At 28.7% G+C, this 18,878-nt stretch carries 18 protein-coding genes and 2 pseudogenes; 11 read left to right on the forward strand and 9 right to left on the reverse strand.

From position 1 onward, the window contains the following. Together V3V28_RS12495 and V3V28_RS12500 are read left to right on the forward strand one after the other, a co-directional pair. Window positions 1–110 (forward strand): annotated as a pseudogene (locus tag V3V28_RS12495) (IS982 family transposase); the annotation flags it as partial. 125 nt (window positions 111–235) lie between these two features. Further along, on the forward strand, window positions 236–463 hold the full coding sequence (locus tag V3V28_RS12500; RefSeq protein ID WP_331365348.1) for a hypothetical protein: 228 nt from the start codon (window positions 236–238) through the stop codon (window positions 461–463). Window positions 464–546: 83 nt separating this feature from the next. Here V3V28_RS12500 and V3V28_RS12505 read toward each other — a convergent pair whose 3' ends face one another. The 4 genes from V3V28_RS12505 to priA all read right to left on the reverse strand — a co-directional run bounded on the left by V3V28_RS12505 (window position 547) and on the right by priA (window position 5,173). Beyond that, window positions 547–843, reverse strand: coding sequence for a type II toxin-antitoxin system RelE/ParE family toxin (locus V3V28_RS12505; RefSeq protein ID WP_331365349.1), 297 nt, complete (start codon window positions 841–843; stop codon window positions 547–549). Beyond that, window positions 831–1,013, reverse strand: a complete 183-nt coding sequence (locus V3V28_RS12510; RefSeq protein ID WP_331365350.1) for a hypothetical protein — start codon at window positions 1,011–1,013, stop codon at window positions 831–833. Before V3V28_RS12510 ends, V3V28_RS12505 begins: the two co-directional genes overlap by 13 nt. Window positions 1,014–1,119: 106 nt before the next feature. Then, window positions 1,120–2,592, reverse strand: a complete 1,473-nt coding sequence (gene mqo / locus V3V28_RS12515) for a malate dehydrogenase (quinone) (RefSeq protein ID WP_331365351.1) — start codon at window positions 2,590–2,592, stop codon at window positions 1,120–1,122. Window positions 2,593–2,731: 139 nt separating this feature from the next. Further along, entirely contained in the window at window positions 2,732–5,173 is a 2,442-nt protein-coding gene (gene priA, locus V3V28_RS12520; RefSeq protein WP_331365352.1) for a replication restart helicase PriA, read from the reverse strand. 186 nt (window positions 5,174–5,359) lie between these two features. Here priA and V3V28_RS12525 point away from each other — a divergent pair, with 186 nt between their 5' ends. Next, window positions 5,360–6,232 (forward strand): alpha/beta fold hydrolase, encoded by an 873-nt coding sequence (locus V3V28_RS12525; protein ID WP_331365353.1) that lies wholly within the window; start codon window positions 5,360–5,362, stop codon window positions 6,230–6,232. 142 nt (window positions 6,233–6,374) lie between these two features. Here the strand turns inward: V3V28_RS12525 and V3V28_RS12530 are convergent, their stop codons facing one another. After that, window positions 6,375–7,085, reverse strand: a complete 711-nt coding sequence (locus V3V28_RS12530; RefSeq protein WP_331365354.1) for a hypothetical protein — start codon at window positions 7,083–7,085, stop codon at window positions 6,375–6,377. A gap of 568 nt (window positions 7,086–7,653) precedes the next feature. Between V3V28_RS12530 and V3V28_RS12535 the strand changes: the two genes are divergently transcribed. Both V3V28_RS12535 and V3V28_RS12540 read left to right on the forward strand, forming a co-directional pair. Next, the gene (locus tag V3V28_RS12535) at window positions 7,654–8,136 is read left to right on the forward strand and encodes a hypothetical protein (protein ID WP_331365355.1); all 483 of its coding nucleotides are present in this window, start codon (window positions 7,654–7,656) and stop codon (window positions 8,134–8,136) included. Then, entirely contained in the window at window positions 8,111–8,803 is a 693-nt protein-coding gene (locus V3V28_RS12540) for a hypothetical protein (RefSeq protein ID WP_331365356.1), read from the forward strand. Before V3V28_RS12535 ends, V3V28_RS12540 begins: the two co-directional genes overlap by 26 nt. Window positions 8,804–9,243: 440 nt before the next feature. Here the strand turns inward: V3V28_RS12540 and lon are convergent, their stop codons facing one another. Further along, a complete protein-coding gene (gene lon, locus V3V28_RS12545; protein ID WP_331365357.1) occupies window positions 9,244–11,697 on the reverse strand; it encodes an endopeptidase La in 2,454 nt (817 codons plus the stop codon). A gap of 181 nt (window positions 11,698–11,878) precedes the next feature. Between lon and ttcA the strand changes: the two genes are divergently transcribed. The 5 genes from ttcA (at window position 11,879) to V3V28_RS12570 (ending at window position 15,699) form a co-directional block, all read left to right on the forward strand. Then, the gene (gene ttcA / locus V3V28_RS12550) at window positions 11,879–12,670 is read left to right on the forward strand and encodes a tRNA 2-thiocytidine(32) synthetase TtcA (protein ID WP_331365358.1); all 792 of its coding nucleotides are present in this window, start codon (window positions 11,879–11,881) and stop codon (window positions 12,668–12,670) included. Between the two features lie 124 nt (window positions 12,671–12,794). Beyond that, complete coding sequence (locus V3V28_RS12555; RefSeq protein ID WP_331365359.1) at window positions 12,795–13,361, forward strand: RNA polymerase sigma factor; 567 nt, start codon at window positions 12,795–12,797, stop codon at window positions 13,359–13,361. Next, window positions 13,351–13,875: a hypothetical protein gene (locus V3V28_RS12560; protein ID WP_331365360.1), complete on the forward strand. Its 525-nt coding sequence runs from the start codon at window positions 13,351–13,353 to the stop codon at window positions 13,873–13,875. Before V3V28_RS12555 ends, V3V28_RS12560 begins: the two co-directional genes overlap by 11 nt. Next, on the forward strand, window positions 13,859–14,941 hold the full coding sequence (locus V3V28_RS12565; RefSeq protein WP_331365361.1) for a hypothetical protein: 1,083 nt from the start codon (window positions 13,859–13,861) through the stop codon (window positions 14,939–14,941). Before V3V28_RS12560 ends, V3V28_RS12565 begins: the two co-directional genes overlap by 17 nt. 23 nt (window positions 14,942–14,964) lie before the next feature. Next, a complete protein-coding gene (locus tag V3V28_RS12570; protein ID WP_331365362.1) occupies window positions 14,965–15,699 on the forward strand; it encodes a head GIN domain-containing protein in 735 nt (244 codons plus the stop codon). 107 nt (window positions 15,700–15,806) lie between these two features. On the opposite strand, the gene V3V28_RS12575 is transcribed toward V3V28_RS12570, so the two are convergent. Both V3V28_RS12575 and V3V28_RS12580 read right to left on the reverse strand, forming a co-directional pair. Further along, a complete protein-coding gene (locus tag V3V28_RS12575; protein ID WP_331365363.1) occupies window positions 15,807–16,982 on the reverse strand; it encodes a GlmU family protein in 1,176 nt (391 codons plus the stop codon). A gap of 101 nt (window positions 16,983–17,083) precedes the next feature. Then, the gene (locus tag V3V28_RS12580) at window positions 17,084–17,869 is read right to left on the reverse strand and encodes a choice-of-anchor V domain-containing protein (RefSeq protein ID WP_331365364.1); all 786 of its coding nucleotides are present in this window, start codon (window positions 17,867–17,869) and stop codon (window positions 17,084–17,086) included. Between the two features lie 293 nt (window positions 17,870–18,162). Here V3V28_RS12580 and V3V28_RS12585 point away from each other — a divergent pair, with 293 nt between their 5' ends. Further along, a complete protein-coding gene (locus V3V28_RS12585; RefSeq protein ID WP_331365365.1) occupies window positions 18,163–18,714 on the forward strand; it encodes an acyl-CoA thioesterase in 552 nt (183 codons plus the stop codon). 55 nt (window positions 18,715–18,769) lie between these two features. On the opposite strand, the pseudogene V3V28_RS12590 reads toward V3V28_RS12585, so the two are convergent. Further along, a pseudogene (locus V3V28_RS12590) lies at window positions 18,770–18,878 on the reverse strand (IS982 family transposase); the annotation flags it as partial.

Raw genomic sequence — 18,878 nt, forward strand, 5'->3', positions numbered from 1 at the left:
GTTTTAAGACTAGAATACTCTCAAAATTAACCTCATTAACAATTATTCAATTCATTAATAAGTTTACTTTTGATAGAAATATTAACAACTTAAAAATTAGTATTATTTAAATGCACAACGGGTTAAACAACTATTTATTGATACAGTTTATTCAACTAATAAAACACATTTTATTAAAAATAAAAATTATAATTTAAATAAAAAGCATTCAAAAAGATGGTTTAGTGATGACTATGTGATAAAGGTAATTGATGGATTTAAAATTATCTTATTTAATATGCATACTTATGGTATTTTAAAGAGATACAATGGGAATTTAATTCTGTATCAATTGAAAAAAGATTCCATAATTAAAATGTCAATTAATGAAATTACAGTTTCTAATGTATTTAGAAATGAAATGCAAAAAGTAATTAAATCTCAAATTAAAAAAGATAGTTTATATAAAGAAACCGGCTTATAAAGCCAAAGAAACTCTACTCTACTCTACTCTTCTCTAATCCTATTTCAAACAGTTCTGTATTAACTTTAGTTTTATAAAAATAATTAAAATTTCCTTTTAGATAAATTTCTAGAAGAATGATGGATTGTAATGATGTCAATTTTAGTATTAGAAACTATTTTGTAAATAATTCTATAGTTTCCTTCAATGAGTTCTCTAAAATTTTCACTTTGAAATTCATCAACTATTTTACCAGAATACAATTGAGTCTTTAAAATTTGTGCTCTTTTTCTAATTCTTGTAATTTGAAGTTTAGCATATACTTTAGAGTCTTTAGAAATGTATTCCGCAATATCTTTCAAATCATTTTTAGATAAATAAGTCCAATTTATTTGAACCATTTTTCTACTTCTTTATCCAACTCTTGTTCAGAAACCACTTCACCATTTAAAGATTGTAGATTTCCTTTTTCAATTTTTTCTATTAAAATAAGTCTTTCCACCAAATCATCTATTGAAAATTCCTCTGGAAACTTCTCTATATGTTCTTTTAATTTTGTCTTTGTAAGCATAACAATAATTTATAAATTTAAAGATACTCATTTTATTTACACCAACTTTAGAATAGGTTTAAACATGAGTGTTTCTTCCCTTCAGGAAGATTAAGATGGGCTTTTTCTACAATCCTAAAGAAATTCGACTCTTCTCCAACTCCACCTCAAACAACTCTTTAGTTACTTCAGTTTTATAAAACGGAACAATTTGTTTCAGTTTTTCTTTTCCTTCTTTAGAATTCATTATTTCTGGAAACGCTTTCTCAATTACTTCTAACATTATAGAAGTTGCTGTAGAAGCTCCAGGAGAAGCGCCTAAAAGACAGGTTATACTTCCGTCTTTACTAGCAATTACTTCTGTACCAAATTGTAATTTTCCACCTTCAAATTCATCTTTTTTAATAATTTGAACACGTTGACCCGCTTTTACTACTTCCCAATCATCGCTATTTGCATTTTTCATGAACTTACGCAAAGAATCCATTCTGTCTTCTTTACTCATTAGAACTTGCTCAATTAAGTATTTTGTTAATGGCAAATTATGCCAAAAAGCACCAAACATAGAAGGAATGTTATCAAACTGAATCGATTTAAATAAATCTAAATTAGAACCTTCTTTTAAAAATTTCGGACTAAAACCTGCAAAAGGTCCAAACATTAATTGACGTTTTCCATCAATATAACGTGTGTCTAAATGTGGTGTAGACATTGGTGGATCTCTAAGACCAGCTTTACTATATACTTTTGCATTGTGTTGTTTAATAATTTCTTCGTTTTTACAAACCAACCATTCTCCACTTACAGGAAAACCACCATAACCTTCTTTTTCGTCGATTTCTACTTTTTGCAATAACAATAAACTTCCTCCTCCAGCACCAATAAAAACATGTTCTGCTTCTAAATTATATTGTTCATCAGTTTTAAGGTTTCTTACTTCAACCGTCCAATCTAAATCAGTGTCCGGATCAATGTCTAAAACTTCCATATTACAATGAACTGGCGTATCAAACTTTTTTTCTAAAATAGCAAATAACTTTTCTGTTAAGGAACCATAATTCATTTCTGTACCTCTATCAATTCTAGAAGCTGCCATTATTTCGTCTTCCGTTCTATCTTTTGTGATTAAAGGAAACCATTCTTTCATTTTACTAGATTCTCTTGTAAACTCAATAGAATCGAACATAAAATGTTCTTTAAATTCTTTAAAACGTTTTTCTAAATAAGCTGCATTTTCTTTTCCTAAAACCCAACTATGATGTTTTACAGAAGCAATAAATTCTTCAGGATTTTCTAACAATCCTTCATTGGTTAAATAAGACCAGAACTGTTTAGAAGTTTCATATTGTGTACAAATGTTAATTGCTTTTTTTATGGAAACTTTTCCGTTTTCTTCAGGACAATAATTCAATTCACACAAGGCAGAATGCCCAGTTCCTGCATTATTCCAAGCAGCAGAGCTTTCTTGTGCAACTTTATCTAATCGTTCTAAAATTAAAATATTCATTTCAGGTTTTAACAGTTTTGTAATTAGCGCTAATGTTGCGCTCATAATTCCACCACCAACACAGATTAAATCGTATTCTTTTTTGAATTTCATAAATGAATTTTATTTTGTTAAATATAATATTTAATTAGTTCTCGACGGAGCCTAACTTTAGCGCAAACAAAAGGCTAGAACAGATATTCTGACTGTAAACTGATTTACTTAATACTGCCGACTGCCAACTGCCAACTAATTAATAAGCATCCACATCAATAATAAAACGAATCGGTCTAAAATCTTTTACCGCTTCAAACGTATTTCTAATTTTAGTAATTTGATTCTTTGTATTCGCTAAAGATTGTTTTGGCGGAATTTTAATCACAATATTCTTAATATATTGATTTCTTATTCTAGAAACTGCTGGCGCTGTTGGACCTAAAACATGTTCTCCAAAAGAAGTATATAACGCTTTAAATAACCAATTTACACCACTATCAACCTTGTTATAATCCTTATGTTTTAATGTAATTTTTATGACTCTATAATACGGCGGATATTTATATTGCCAGCGTTCTTGCATTTGCTCCTTATACATTTCTGCATAATTTGTTGTTGAAACTTGTTGTAATATTTGATGATACGGGTTGTAGGTTTGAATGGCTACATTTCCTTGTTTTTTACTTCTTCCTGCTCTACCAGAAACTTGTACCATCATATCATACGCACGTTCATGCGCTCTAAAATCTGGAAAATTAAGCATAGAATCTGCACTTAAAACACCAACTAAAGAAACATTCTCAAAATCCAATCCTTTAGACAACATTTGCGTTCCTACTAAAACATCTATTTCTTTGGCTTCGAAAGCGCCAATTATTTTCTGATATCCGTATTTTCCACGTGTAGTGTCTAAATCCATTCTTCCGATTTTAAAATCTGGGAAGAGTTCTATTAATTCCAACTCAATTTGCTCGGTTCCAAAACCTTTGTTATCTAGCGTATTACTTCCACAAGCGCCACAACTATTTGGCATGGAACGTTGGTAATTGCAATAATGGCAACGCAATTCATGTCTAAATTTATGAAACGTAAGTGTAACATCACAATTTGGGCATTCTGGCGAAACACCGCATGTTTTACATTCTACAACTGGCGAATAACCACGTCTATTTTGAAACAAAATAACTTGTTCTTTTAAATCTAAAGCTTCTTGAATTAATTTTAAAAGCCGATCAGAGAAATGGCCTGTCATTTCCTTTTTCTTCTGCTTTACTTTAACATCAATCAATTCTATTTTTGGTAATTGCACATTTCCATGTCGTCTATTCAATTCAACAAAACCATATTTTTTTTGTTGTGCATTAAAATAGCTTTCTAAAGATGGCGTTGCAGAACCTAATAAGATTTTAGCATTGTGCATTTTCGATAAAACAATAGCCGCATCTCTTGCATTGTATCTTGGCGAAGGCTCAAATTGTTTATAAGAAGTTTCATGTTCTTCATCAACAACAATTAAACCTAAATTAGAAAATGGCAAGAAAATAGAAGATCTTGCGCCTAAAATTATTCTCGCCTTTGGTTTGTTCTCCAAAACATTATTCCATACTTCTACCCTTTCATTCATAGAGTATTTAGAATGAAAAACAGAAATTTGTTCACCAAAATAAAACTGTAAACGTGTAATTATTTGTGTCGTTAATGCAATTTCTGGCAACAAGAATAAAACTTGTTTTCCTTGGTCTAAAACTTCTTGCATTAACTTTGTATAGACTTCTGTTTTACCAGAACTTGTAATTCCATGTAAAAGCGTTACGTCTTTTTCTATAAAAGTTTCTTTAATTTCAGAAAGTGCTTTTTCTTGAAATTCATTCAGCACTTTTAAATCGTTGGTGTCGCCTTTATATTGAATTCTATCCGTTTGAATGTGATAAAACTCAAAGATATTTTTAGTTACCAAAGATTTTAAAATGGTAGCAGAAACATTTGCTTTCTCTTCTAAATCTTTTGCTTTTATTGGTTTTTTGGTTGATGATAATTGAAAGAAGGTTAAAACAGCATCGCGTTGTTTTTTTGCTTTAGACAGTGCTGACAATAATTTTTCTAAAGATGCATCCGAAGTATAATCTGTATGCAAACGAACATATTTCACCAATTTTGGTTTGTACTGTTCGTAAATTTCTTCTTTAATTGTAATGGCAGATTTTTTAATCAACTCATTTACAATTGGCATTACCTTTTTCTTCCCTAAAATATCTGCAACTTGATGAATTGTAAGCTGCGATTGATGTTGCAATGCTTCAAAAATTAAAAATTCATCATCTGCTAAAAGAGTTTCATCAGTAAAAGCATCATTTTTATTGATAATGGTTTCACTTTCTAACAAAAATGCAGACGGCAAAGCCGCTCTATACACATCACCTAAAGAACACATATAATAACTAGCAATCCATTGCCAATGTTTTAATTGCAATTCATTTACCAAAGGAGTTTCATCTAATATTTGATGAATGTCTTTGGCTTCATACAACGTTGGCTTTGTTTGATGAATATTAAAAACCAATGCCGAATACATTTTCGATTTACCGAAAGAAACCGCAACACGCATTCCTTTTTGTAAGAAATTAGCTTCGTCTTCAGTTACAGCATACGTAAATGTTCTCTGAATTGGTATTGGTAATATGACGTCTATAAAGTGCATTGTCACTTCGAGTGATTTTACGATTGAAAATGAGTAAAGTTGTATCGAGGAGTCTTCCTCTAAAAAGTTCTCGATACAATTCCGATAAAAAAAATCGGAATCACTCGAACTGACAACCGTACAAATTAGTGTATTTCAAAATTACGTAAAATTCACTACATTTAGTTCAGAAAATTTATAAAGAATATGACATCTAACGATTGGAAACAAAAAGGTGAATATATTTCCGTTTTTGGAAGAAAACTTTTTGTGATTGACTCTAATGTCATTGCGAATGAAATGAAGCAATCTCAAGAAACATTAGTAATTCTGCACGGTTACCCAACTTCTTCTTACGATTATTACAAGGTTTTACCCCAACTTTCTAAAAAATATCGAGTCATTATTCATGATCATTTAGGTTTTGGTTTTTCTGATAAACCTTTAGACTATTCTTATTCTTTAATAGAACAAGCAGAGGTTGCACTCCAACTTTGGAAACAATTAGGATTGACAAAAGTTACCTTATTAGCACACGATTACGGAACAAGCGTTGCCACAGAAATTCTAGCAAGACATAACAAACAACAAATAGGTTTACAGATACACAAACTCATTCTTTGCAACGGTTCTATGCACATAGAATTGTCTAAATTAAGAACCATACAGAAATTATTAAAAAGTAAATTGACTGGAAAATGGGTTGCAAAACTGACCAATTACCCAATCTTTAAAAAGAATTTACGCAATGTTTATTTTGATAAAACAAAAGCCACAGAAAACGAATTGAAAGAAATGTGGTTTCAGTTAGAACACAATAACGGACGTAAAGTAATTCACTTATTGTCTAATTATATAAACGAGCGTTATTTCTTTTGGCACAGATGGATTGGCGCTTTAAAAGAAACACAAATTCCTACAAAGATTATTTGGGCAAAAAACGACCCAGTTGCTGTTGCTGCAATTGCAGCATTATTAACTACAGAAATAGCAAACAATAAATTATGTTGGATTGACAATTGTGGGCATTTCCCAATGTTAGAAAAACCTGATGAATGGAGTGAATTGGTTTTGGAGTGATACAATAAAGTGTTTGTAAATATTTAGCATTCAATTCACAATTTATATGAAATTTTAAATTAATTTCACAACTGTAAATTTTAAAGTATAGCTATTTATATAAGACAATAAATTAATATTATTTACTTGAATTTAACTATAATTAAAGTTGCATAATATACGAACAAGAACTTGCTACTGCTGCTCCAGGAACTAGTCCAAAAAACCCACCAACGGCATCACATCCAGCTACTTTCCACCAATTTATTGAACTAATCTTTTCTATTTCTTCTTTATCATTTGATATATTTAAAAGTTTAATAATATTATCTTTTTTAGAGTATAGTTTAGCACTGTGATAAGCAATAGATAAAATACTAGTAAATTTTTCTTTATCAGAAATATTATGAATGTTTTTTGTATAAAATGTTTTAAGTTCAATAACTGACTTACTCATATTTTCTTTGTTTTTTTCAAAAATTTCTAAAACGTTTATACAACCTTCAATAATATTAGATTCTGGACTTGGGTTAAAAGGTCCTGTTCCGCCATTTTTTAATATCCTTTTAAAGTATTCATACATATCATAATCTCCATTTGGAGGTAAGACATTTAATTCAAATATTTTATCATTATCAAATCCTAATTCTAATCTTTCATTTAGTTCTATAACAATTTTTTTTATTACACTTTGTGCTTTTTCCTTTTTAATATTTAAAGATGGTAACTCTCTATAAATTTGTTGCAATAATAAGTTATGCAATATTCCTGGAAACAACCAATCAGGATGGGGACTTGATTTTCTAACTTTTCCATAATTTTCATCTAAAAATATTACTTTTTTGATGTTCACATTTTCAATTTTAATTTTCATAATTATATTTTTTAATTAATAATACCCAAAACTAAAATTAAATTAAGCTAATAGACCTACTCAAAACACCCTAAATTTAAAGGTGTTTTAACCTTTTACAAAAAAGTATCTAGCAGTAATATCTAAAGTTGTCGAAGTAAAAAATCTTTAGAAATGACAGTAAAAAAAGATCTAATGAAAAGCAGGAAACCACTTCTTAAAAAAGAGATTTCTCTACAAGGTCGAAATAACAAGGAAACTAATCCTCAAAATTAGAATCGATTTCTGTATCGGAATCAGAGACTTCTTTATGCTCTTTAAATTTAAGCGCTCCTTTGTATAATTAGTAGCAATTAGAAATTTAACTATAATTTCTATTATTTGATTTACTAACATACTTGCCAAAGAAATACCAAATAAAAACTTGCTTTAGTTAAAAAATTGTGGCCATTTCCCTATGTTAGAAAAGCCTGAAAAATGGGTTTCTTTGGTTTTGGAGTAATAATTAATTATTTTTTTTCTGTTCATAACAAGTCAATAACTTTATACAACTAAAAATCTTATTTCTTGTATATTAGCAAAGAAAAAAATGACATCACACATCTACTTTAATGAAAATTCAATAAAACAATTTGAAATAAAAAATTCACCAAATTATTTTTTAACTTTAAATAGAATTAATGTATTTGCTGGTGTTAATAATTCAGGAAAAAGCAGATTAATTAGAACTTTATTCTCTGATGAAAAAAATGTTCAATATTACAAAAAGGACATAACTGAAAAACAATTTGAATCTATAAAGTCTTATTTCAAAAATCAATTTGCAAATTCTAAAAAATTAGCAGATAGAAATGGATTAATTTTAAAAAAGGAATACGATTTTCACACTGTAATTCATAAAACAAAAAATGAAGACTATTTAAGTTTTTTTTACGAAGATTCTAGCGGAAATATAGTTGAAACAGATTCATTTATAGCATTAATACCTAATCAATCAGATAGAGATAATATAAGGAATATTTTAATAAATGAACAAAATGGAAATAATGATGCCAAAGGGGAAAAGTGTTAAAGTTTTATTATTTTTAATTGGATTTATATCTTCAATTCCTTTTTGTTTTTCACAAAAAAAGCTAAAAGGAGTTTATAAAGTTAAATATGAATTAAATGATTTCAGTAAAAAATATAGTTTTAATGAGAATGGTGGTTTTTCTTCTGAAAGTTATGGCAATTTAGGTCTTATTGAATTTGGAAAAGGGCATTACACTATTAAAAATGATACTTTATTTTTAAATTATAACTTAACCAAGTTAAAAGAAGACAGTTTTCATAAATCTAAAAAATACTATAATTCAAAAGATTCAATTCAAATTAGATTAAACATTCATAGTTCTAATAATATTAAGCCTTTATTTAATGTTCAAATCTGGTCTTTTCCTGAGTATAAATCAACCGAATCTGATAAAAATGGTAATGCTTTTTTTAAATTTATAAAAGAAAAGAGAAAAGAGAAAATTGAAATTCATATTGATGGAAAATATTTAGCTAAACATATTATTTATATAGGTTTTGAAGCAAATTATGATATAGAAGTGTTTATGAGCAAGTCTGACGTTGTTGGTTTTGGACATACTAAAGCATTAAAAAATGAAATAATAAAATATGAAATAATCGAAATTAATAATAGATTTATTAAAATTAAAAAAAATGAACAAAATTTAATATTAAATAAAGAGTAAAAAAATCACAACATTTTTTATAGTTATGGCTAAAAAAAATTAGCTTTAAGGTTAGCTCTTTATTATAAAGTTTGTTACTAAACTGAAATTTTATAGAATTTTAATTCGTCAACAACCTTTTAGATAGACGTTAGCGAAAAATAAAAAAACGTCTTATAAAAACTGCTTTTATTCAATTTTTATAAGACGTTTTTTAATATAAATTAAATAGCCTATTACTTCCAATAAAAGCTAACAAACAAATCTAGCCCTAATTTACTCCGCTTTAATATTTTAATTGAGTCGTTGAGTACTTTGTATTTGTAGCATTTATTTGAGCTCTTTTTATTCTTTTTCAGAATAAAAAAGCGAGTGCGAAAAGCAGGAAATGGCTACAAAAAAAGACATAAAAAAGCCTTTAGTTACTGAATATTTTTCAGCAATCTAAAGGCTTTTTAAATTTATGTTAGTTTTTTAGCATTCTTTACTTTTTGCTTTGTAAGTGCAATGTCTATTACTTGTTTCATTTCTGTAACATAATGGAAAGTTAAGCCTTTTAGGTAGCTTTCTTTAATTTCTAAAATGTCTTTTTCATTTTCTTTACACAAAATTATTTCTTTAATATTTGCTCTTTTAGCGGCTAATATTTTTTCTTTAATTCCGCCAACAGGCAATACTTTACCACGTAAAGTAATTTCGCCAGTCATGGCTAATTTATTTTTAATTTTACGCTGTGTATAAGAAGAAACCAAAGAGGTTAACATGGTAATACCTGCACTTGGGCCATCTTTTGGTGTTGCGCCTTCTGGTACATGAATGTGTACATTGTATTTTTCTAAAGTTTCTGGTTTAATACCAAATTCTTCTGCATTCGATTTAATGTATTGCAATGCAATAGTTGCAGATTCTTTCATTACGGTACCTAAATTACCTGTAATAGAAAGCGTTCCTTTTCCTTTAGATAAAATAGATTCTATAAAAAGAATATCGCCACCAACTTGTGTCCAAGCCAATCCTGTAACTACACCAGCAACATCGTTATTTTCGAATTTATCTCTGTTTCTTGGCGTTCCTAAAATATCTTCTACTTTTTCTGAAGAAATTGCAACATCATATTCCTCTTCTAAAGCAATCGATTTTGCTGCAAAACGTACCACTTTGGCAATTTTCTTTTCTAAACCACGTACACCAGATTCTCTAGTATACCCTTCTACAATTTGTTCTATTTGTTTTTTACCTAGTTTTAACTCTTTAACCGTTAAACCATGTTCTTTTAATTGTTTTGGTAATAAATGTCTTTTGGCAATTTCTACTTTTTCTTCAATAGTATAACCGGTAACATTTATTATTTCCATTCTATCCCGCAATGCCCAAGGAATCTGACCTAGATTGTTGGCTGTTGCTATAAAAAGGATTTTAGATAAATCGTACCCAATTTCTAAATAGTTGTCGTAAAAAGCTTCATTTTGTTCAGGATCTAATACTTCTAACATGGCAGAAGAAGGATCTCCTTGATGACTTTGACCTAATTTATCAATTTCATCTAATACAAAAACAGGGTTTGATGTTCCAGATTTTTTTAAGTTCTGAATTAAACGTCCTGGCATTGCACCAATGTATGTTTTTCTGTGTCCGCGAATTTCTGCTTCATCTCTTAAACCACCTAAAGACATACGCACGTATTTACGTCCTAATGCTTCTGCAACCGACTTTCCTAAAGATGTTTTACCAACTCCTGGAGGTCCGTATAAACAGATAATTGGCGATTTCATATCTCCTCTTAACTTTAAAACGGCTAAATGCTCTATGATTCTTTCTTTTACTTTTTCTAAACCAAAATGATCTCTATCTAAAACCTTTGTTGCATGTTTTAAATCGAATTTGTCTTCAGAGTAAATTCCCCAAGGCAATTCTAACAACAGTTCTAAATAACTTCTCTGCACACCATATTCTGCAGCTTGCGGATTCATTCTTTTTAAACGACTTAACTCTTTCTCAAAAGTTTTTGCCACTTCTTTGTTCCACTTTTTTGTTTTGGCTTGCTTGCGCATTTCTTCTAACTCTTCGTCATTAGAAACACCACCTAATTCATCTTGAATGGTTTTTAATTGCTGATTTAAATAATATTCTCTTTGTTGTTGGTCTAAATCTTCTCGCGTTTTAGACTGAATATCATTACGCAACTTTAATTTCTGAAGCTCTTTATTTAGGTTTTTTAATGCTAATAAAGCACGTTCTTTTAGATTGTCTTTTTCTAAAATCACTTGTTTTTTCGCTACAGATAAATCCATATTCGATGAAATAAAATTCACCAAAAACGAGTCTGATTTTATGTTTTTAATAGCAAAAGATGCTTCTGAAGGTAACATTGGGTTTTCCTTAATTACTTCTAAAGCTTGCTCTTTTATAGATTCTATAATTGCTTCAAACTCCTTTTCGTCTTCTACTTCTCTATCTTCAATTGCTTCTTTTACCGTTGCTTTTAAATATGGTTTGTCTTGAATAATTGCATCAATTTCAAAACGTTTTTTTCCTTGAATGATTACGGTTGTGTTACCATCGGGCATTTTTAAAACACGTAAAATCTGTGCAACAACACCAGTTGTATGAATATCCTTTAAGCCAGGTTCTTCTACTTCTTCATTTTTTTGTGCAACAACACCAATTACTTTATCGCCTTTGTTTGCATCTTTTATTAACTGAATAGACGCATCTCTACCAGCAGTAATAGGAATTACAACACCTGGAAATAAAACGGTATTTCTTAACGGTAAAATTGGTAAAATTTCTGGTACATTTTCTTTATTAATGATTTCTTCGTCTTCTGGCGTCATTAACGGAATTAATTCCGAATCTTCATTCAACATGCTGTGAAGCGACAAATTGTCTAAATGCATTATTTTTGGTTTGCTCATGTGCTATATATCTGTCATACTGACACCGATTTGTAGGAACTACAAAATTGACATCAATTAATTATTTTTAAAATTCTGATTATCAAATAACTAAAAATAGTTTTAATGATTATCTATTGATTAAAGACAATTGTTGTGCCAAAGGAATAATATTCAACTTCTAACTATTATTTTTGCAATTATGGAAAACATAAAACAAATCACAAAAAAGTTGCAACGTTCGGTTGCAGAAGCCATTCAACAATTTTCTATGATTGAAGATGGAGATAAAATGATGGTTTGCCTTTCTGGCGGAAAAGATAGTTACACGTTATTAAATATGATGTTGCACTTTCAAAAAGTGGCACCTATTTCTTTTGATATTGTTGCTGTAAATTTAGATCAAAAACAACCGGGTTTTCCAGAAGAAATATTGCCTAAATATTTATCTAATTTAGGTGTAGATTATAAAATTATTGAGAAAAACACCTACAAAGTAGTCATGGATAAAACGCCAGAAGGTAAAACTACTTGTAGTCTTTGCTCTCGCTTAAGACGTGGTACTTTGTATGAAGCAGCTAGAGATTTAGGCTGTAATAAATTAGCACTTGGGCATCATAGAAATGATATTATAGAAACTTTTTTACTCAATTTTTTCTTTGCAGGAAAATTAGAAACCATGCCACCAAAATTTATGAATGATGCCGAAGATTTAATTGTTTTAAGGCCTTTGTCTTTTTGTAAAGAAAGTGATATTGAAACCTATTCTAATGCATTAAATTTCTCTATAATTCCTTGTAATCTATGTGGTTCTCAAGAGAACTTACAGCGTAAAAAAGTAAAAGAAATGATTGCTAATTGGGAAAAGGAAAGTCCGAACCAAACTTCTGTAATGATGAATGCTTTGCAAAATGTTTCTCCTTCGCATTTATTAGATCATTCCTTATATGATTTTACAGCATTGCAAACTAAAGTTTCTGAACCTGAATTATAATTATCGTATTTCAAAAAAGATTACAAACACCTTTAAACGCAACCTAAAATAAAAAGTTTACTTTTATTTCTAGAAAAGTGTCACAAGTTAAAAACTAATTTGTCTCTAGAATAGAACTGTTTTATTGGAAACCAATCAACCACATATAACCAACCTTATAAAACACTGCAAAAAGTCGGACAAAAACGCGCAATTAGAAATTTACAATGGGTATTACAAAGCCATGTTTAATGTTTCTTACCGCATTTTAAAAGACGAATTTGAAGCTGAAGATATAATGCAAGAAGCATTTTTAACTGTATTCACCAAAATGGATACTTATAAAGGTGAAGTTACATTTGGTGCGTGGTTAAAGAGAATTGTTATTAATAAAAGTTTAACACAACTGAAAAAGAATTCTAGATACAATGAAGTAAAAATGGAAGTAATTCCGAATGATGAAGAAGAACATGAAGGTATTGATTATACAGGTCTAAAAGCAAGTAACGTTTTAAGTTGCTTACAAAGTTTAAAAGAAAATTACAGATTGGTTTTAACCTTAAATTTAATTGAAGGGTATGATTATGAAGAAATAGCTCAAATTTTAAACTATACAAATGAAAATGTAAGAACTACAGTTTCTAGAGCAAAAAAGAAATTAAAGCAAGTAATTCTTGCAGAAAATATACAAACACAAATTTATGGAAGATAAATTACAACATTTCTTTTCTGAAAATGATTTCGATTTAAAAGAACCACATGCTGGCCATTTAGACCGTTTCGAACGAAAGTTAAACACGCCTAAAAAAGCAAAAAGAACATCTTGGAAATGGATGTCTGCTGCAGCATCAGTAGTTTTAGTATTAGGTTTTTGGTTAGGTAGCAGTCATCAAAAAAGTCAGTTAGACTTGGCAGATGTTTCTCCTAAAATGGAAGAAGTACAAAGTTACTTTGTATCAACCATCAATCAAGAATTAAAAACTCTTGAAAAAAATAGAAGTTTAGATACCGAAACCATTATAGAAAATGCTTTAGATGAATTGGAAGAATTAGAAGATAATTATAAAATTTTCGTAAAAGATTTAACAAAAAATGGTCATCAGAAAAGAATTATAAGTGCAATGATAAAGAATTATCAAAGACGTTTAGACATTCTAGAAAATACATTAAAACAAATAGAACAAATAAAAAATCCTAATATTATAAAAAATGAAATCTATATATAAAATTACTCTTATACTTCTCTTATTTCCTTTAATAGCATTTGCTAACAACGATAAGAAGAAACATGAAAAAAGCAAAGTCATAAAAAAAGAATTCTCTGTAAATTCAGATGCAAGAGTTTCTCTAGATAATAGATATGGTAATTTAAAAATTACTACTTGGGATAAAAATCGAGTTGAAATTGAAGTCACCATCACTGTAAAAGGAAATGATTTAGATGCTGTAGAAGACAAATTATCTAGTATTCATATTGATTTTAACGCAAGAAAATCTTTGGTAGAAGCAAAAACTATTTTAGGTGATAAAAAAAGCAATTGGTCTTGGTGGAAAAAAAGTAAAAACATTAATTATAAAATTAATTATGTTGTAAAAATGCCAAAAACAAACTCTGTTGATTTAGATAATGATTATGGTAATATTTACCTAAATACATTGTCTGGTAAAGCTGATATTAATTGTGATTATGGTAAAATTGAAATTGGAGAATTATTAGCAAACAACAATGATATTAATTTAGACTACTGCTCTACTTCTACCATCAATTATATGAAAAGTGGCGATGTAAATATTGATTACTCAAAATTAAATATCGATAATTCAGAGAATTTAAGAGTGAATGCAGATTATTCAACTATAAAATTAGATAAAGCTAGTATTGTAGACCTTAACATAGATTATGGTTCAGTTTCTGTAAATGATGCTAATGATGTTAGTGTAAACTCTGATTATGCAAGCATGCGTTTTGGAACCATTAGAAAAAATTTAAATATAGATACAGAATATGGTTCTGTAAACGTAAAGAATTTAGCCAAAGGTTTTGAAAGTGTAGTTATTAGTGGACAATATGCAGGTATTAGAATTGGTGTAGAATCTGGAACAATCTTTGATTTTGTAATCGATTTACAATATGCAGGTTTTAAAAAAGATGATGATAATATGGAGTTCTTTAAAAGTATTTCTAAATCATCAAAAAAATACTACGAAGGAAAATACGGAAAAGGAAAAACGAATTCTAGACTAAAAATTAAATCGGAATATGGTGGTGTAAGCATCACAGAAAACAACTAAAAAACAACCAAATATTATTTATTATGAATAAAAAAATTATTTTAACTAGTTTAATTTTAACATTAACTTTTGCAATTAACGCACAAAGTTGGTGGGGAAATAATAAAAAAGTAAAAGGTAATGGAAATGTAGTAACGGTTAACAGAACTACATCTGATTATGATGGAGTTACTGCTAGTGGTTCTTTTGATGTTATTCTTGTAAAAGGAAAAGAAGGAAACATTAAAATAGAAGGAGAAGAAAATGTCATCCCTTATATTGAAACTGAGGTTTCTGGAAATACTTTAAAAATTAAGTACAAAAAGAACACAAATATTAGAACAACAAAAAGAATGACTATTACAGTTACTTTTATAGATATTGAAAGTGTAACTTTGGGTGGTTCTGGTAATATTTCTAGTAAAGCAATTATAAAAAGTGAAGACTTAAAGATAAGTATTGGTGGTTCTGGAAACATTCAACTAAAAGTAGCCGCAGATTCATTAAAAGCTTCTATTGGCGGTTCTGGAAACATAGAGTTAGAAGGCAACACAAATGAATTAACATGTTCTATTGCTGGTTCTGGAAGCATAAAAGCTTATGATTTAACTACTAATGAATTATCTGCAAACGTTGCCGGTTCTGGTAATGTTAGAGCAACGGTAAAAAATAAAATAAACGCAAAATTAGTTGGTTCTGGTAGTGTTTATTATAAAGGAAATCCTAAACATATAGATAGTAAATCTGTAGGTTCTGGTAGTATTATAGAGAAAAATTAGTAAAACAAAACACATATCCCTCAATTAAATTAATTTAAAAAGCCATAAAATGAAATTTCATTTTATGGCTTTTTAAGTTTTACTCTTTATAACATTAACAATTATTATTAATAATTTCGATACTGTTTTGTGTTTTCAAAAACGTGTTCTAATATTTTTTGATCCTTTTCTTCAAAAGTATTTTTTTTACGTTTCATAACTACTTCTGCAACTTCAAAAACCTTGTTTGTTTTGTATTCTGTAAATCCAGATGCACCACCCCAACTAAAAGAAGGAATAAAGTTTCTTGGAAAACCGCTACCAAAAATGTTAGCACTTACACCAACTACAGTTCCTGTATTAAACATTGTGTTTATGCCACATTTAGAATGATCTCCCATCATTAAACCACAAAACTGCAATCCAGTTTTTGCAAAACGTTCAGTATCATAATCCCATAGTTTTACTTCTGCATAATTATTTTTAAGGTTAGAATTGTTAGTATCTGCACCTAAATTACACCATTCTCCCAATACAGAATTACCTAAATAACCATCATGCCCTTTACTAGAATAACCAAATAAAACTGAATTATTTATTTCTCCTCCTACTTTACAATATGGGCCTAATGTTGTTCCACTATAAATTTTTGCTCCCATTTTCACAACCGCATGTTCACACATTGCAAAAGGTCCTTTTATTGCAGAATTTTCTAAAATTACTGCATCTTTACCAATATAAATTGGTCCTTCAGAAGCATTTAAGGTTGCGAAAGTAATTTCTACACCTTCTTCTATAAAAATATTTTCTTTGTTTATATATCTTGTTCCTTCTGGTATTGCTTCAGAAGTTCTACCTTCTGTGATTAAATCGAAATCTTGTTGTATAGCTTCATAATTTAATGAAAAAATATCCCAAGTATTTTTAACTTGAATTAAGTCTTCTTCAAATTCAATTTGTTTATATGCATTAAAATTTACTTCTTCTTGGCTATCTGATGTATAAAATGCAATTACATCTTCACCTTTAAAAATAGCTTCGTTTTTTGATAATTTTTTTACTTTTTCAATCAAAATTTCTGTTGGACAAAAAGAAGCATTTATCAAAATATTTTCTTCCAATTCTACCATCGGATATTTATCTTCTAAATATTCTTCAGTAACTGTAGTTGTGGTTAAACCTAGATGTTTTTCCCACTTTTCTCTAATGGTTAAAATACCAATTCTAATATCTGCAACTGGTCTTGTATAAGTAAAAGGTAATAACGAATTTCTAACATCGCCATCAAATAAAATGTAATTCATTTTTTCTTTTTTATTGAATTGCAAATTTAGTTTAAAATGATCATAAAAAAAACCGATTGTATTAAATACAATCGGTTTTCATTTATTTTAAAAGAAAAAAATTATTCTTTTATAAATTTTTGAGTTCCTATTTTATCTTCTGTTAACACTTTTAAAATATATACTCCAGCACTTAAATCTTTTACATTAATTTTATTATCATCTAAAGAAATTGTTTTAGACAATGCTAGTTTACCAATATAATTATAAAACTTAACTTCTGCTTTATCAGTATTAGAAGGCAACTGTATTGTTAAACGCTCTGTTGCAGGGTTTGGATACATATCAAAATCTAAACGTTTCGCTTCAGAAATACCTAAAGATGATGTTGAACTAGATTTCCCTAAGAAAACTTGATCTCCAGAAGTGTCTCCATTACCATTTCCAGAAACAGATGATCCATAAAAAGTAATTTTTCCTTGCTCTGATGAAGGTGAAGTCCATTTAAATGACCATGTATTTTGAGAGTTTCCACTATTAGTATGTATTATTCTAGTATTACTCGCTGCTGTTTTTGTATCTGAACTAGAAGAACTAAAAGTTCCTATTCTAGCATTATTTGCATCACTTTCTGCAGTTACTTGAAAACCATTTCTTGAACCGCCTCCGGAATTTGTAATTGAAATATCATATTCTGTGTTAAATGCGTAACCAGTTGAAGGTATATTAGTTGTAATAGAAATGTTGTTATTATTAGCTGTTCCAGAATGACATTGTGTACAATTGTTTCCTCCATCTCCTGGTGAACCAGATAAAGCACTTCCATTTCCATTAGAAAAAGATAATAGTGTTAAAGCAGCAACAGGAATCATAAATAATAAGAATTTAAAAAAGTAGTTTTTTTTCATTTTTGAGTTGGTTTAATAGGTTAATAGTAATTATTTATGTCGCAAAATATTTATTAAAATTACTGAATTTATTTTAAATAATCATTTTATATATTATAATTGAATTACGAATAATAAAAATTAATTTTTTGACACAATGTAAATAAAACGATAAGGTTCATTTTATAAAACAAAAAGCTCATTAGAGGGAAATAATACCTTTAAAAGGGAATAATTAGAGTTGAATTTGAGTTGGATTTCAGAAAAAACATCAGAATAAACTACGATGTAAATTATAATTGTATTTTTGAAATATGGATAGAAAGTTTATACATATTAAAGAATCTCAATTAACAATTACTGAATTAATGTTGCCATCTCACTCTAATTTTAGCGGAAAAATTCATGGTGGACACATTCTAAATTTAATGGATCAAATTGCATTTGCTTGCGCTTCAAAACATTCAAAAAATTATTGTGTTACAGCTTCAGTAAATAAGGTAGACTTTTTAAATCCAATTAATGTTGGTGAATTGTTAACTCTAAAAGCTTCTATTAATTATACAGGAAGAACTTCTATGATAGTTGGTCTTCGAGTAGAATCTGAAAATATTAGAACAGGAGAAACTAAACATTGTAACTCTTCTTATTTTACAATGGTTGCTAAAGACGATAGTGGAAAAAGCGTACCAATTCCTGGGATTATTTTAACTTGTAAAGACGAAATAAGGCGCTATGCAAGATCTATTGTAAGACAAAGTGAAGGAAAACATAGAACTTCTCGTTTTAGTAGTAAATTTTTTAAAATAGGAGATTACATAGAGCTTTTAGAAAAAAGTAATTCTAAAATTGATTTGAAAAAATAGAATATTAATTACCATTTTAAAAGTTATCATATATAATTATTAACCCGTTGTGCATTTAAATAATACTAATTTTTAAGTTGTTAATATTTCTATCAAAAGTAAACTTATTAATGAATTGAATAATTGTTAATGAGGTTAATTTTGAGAGTATTCTAGTCTTAAAA

This window comes from Polaribacter sp., assembly GCF_036480315.1.
Taxonomy (GTDB): Bacteria; Bacteroidota; Bacteroidia; order Flavobacteriales; family Flavobacteriaceae; genus Polaribacter.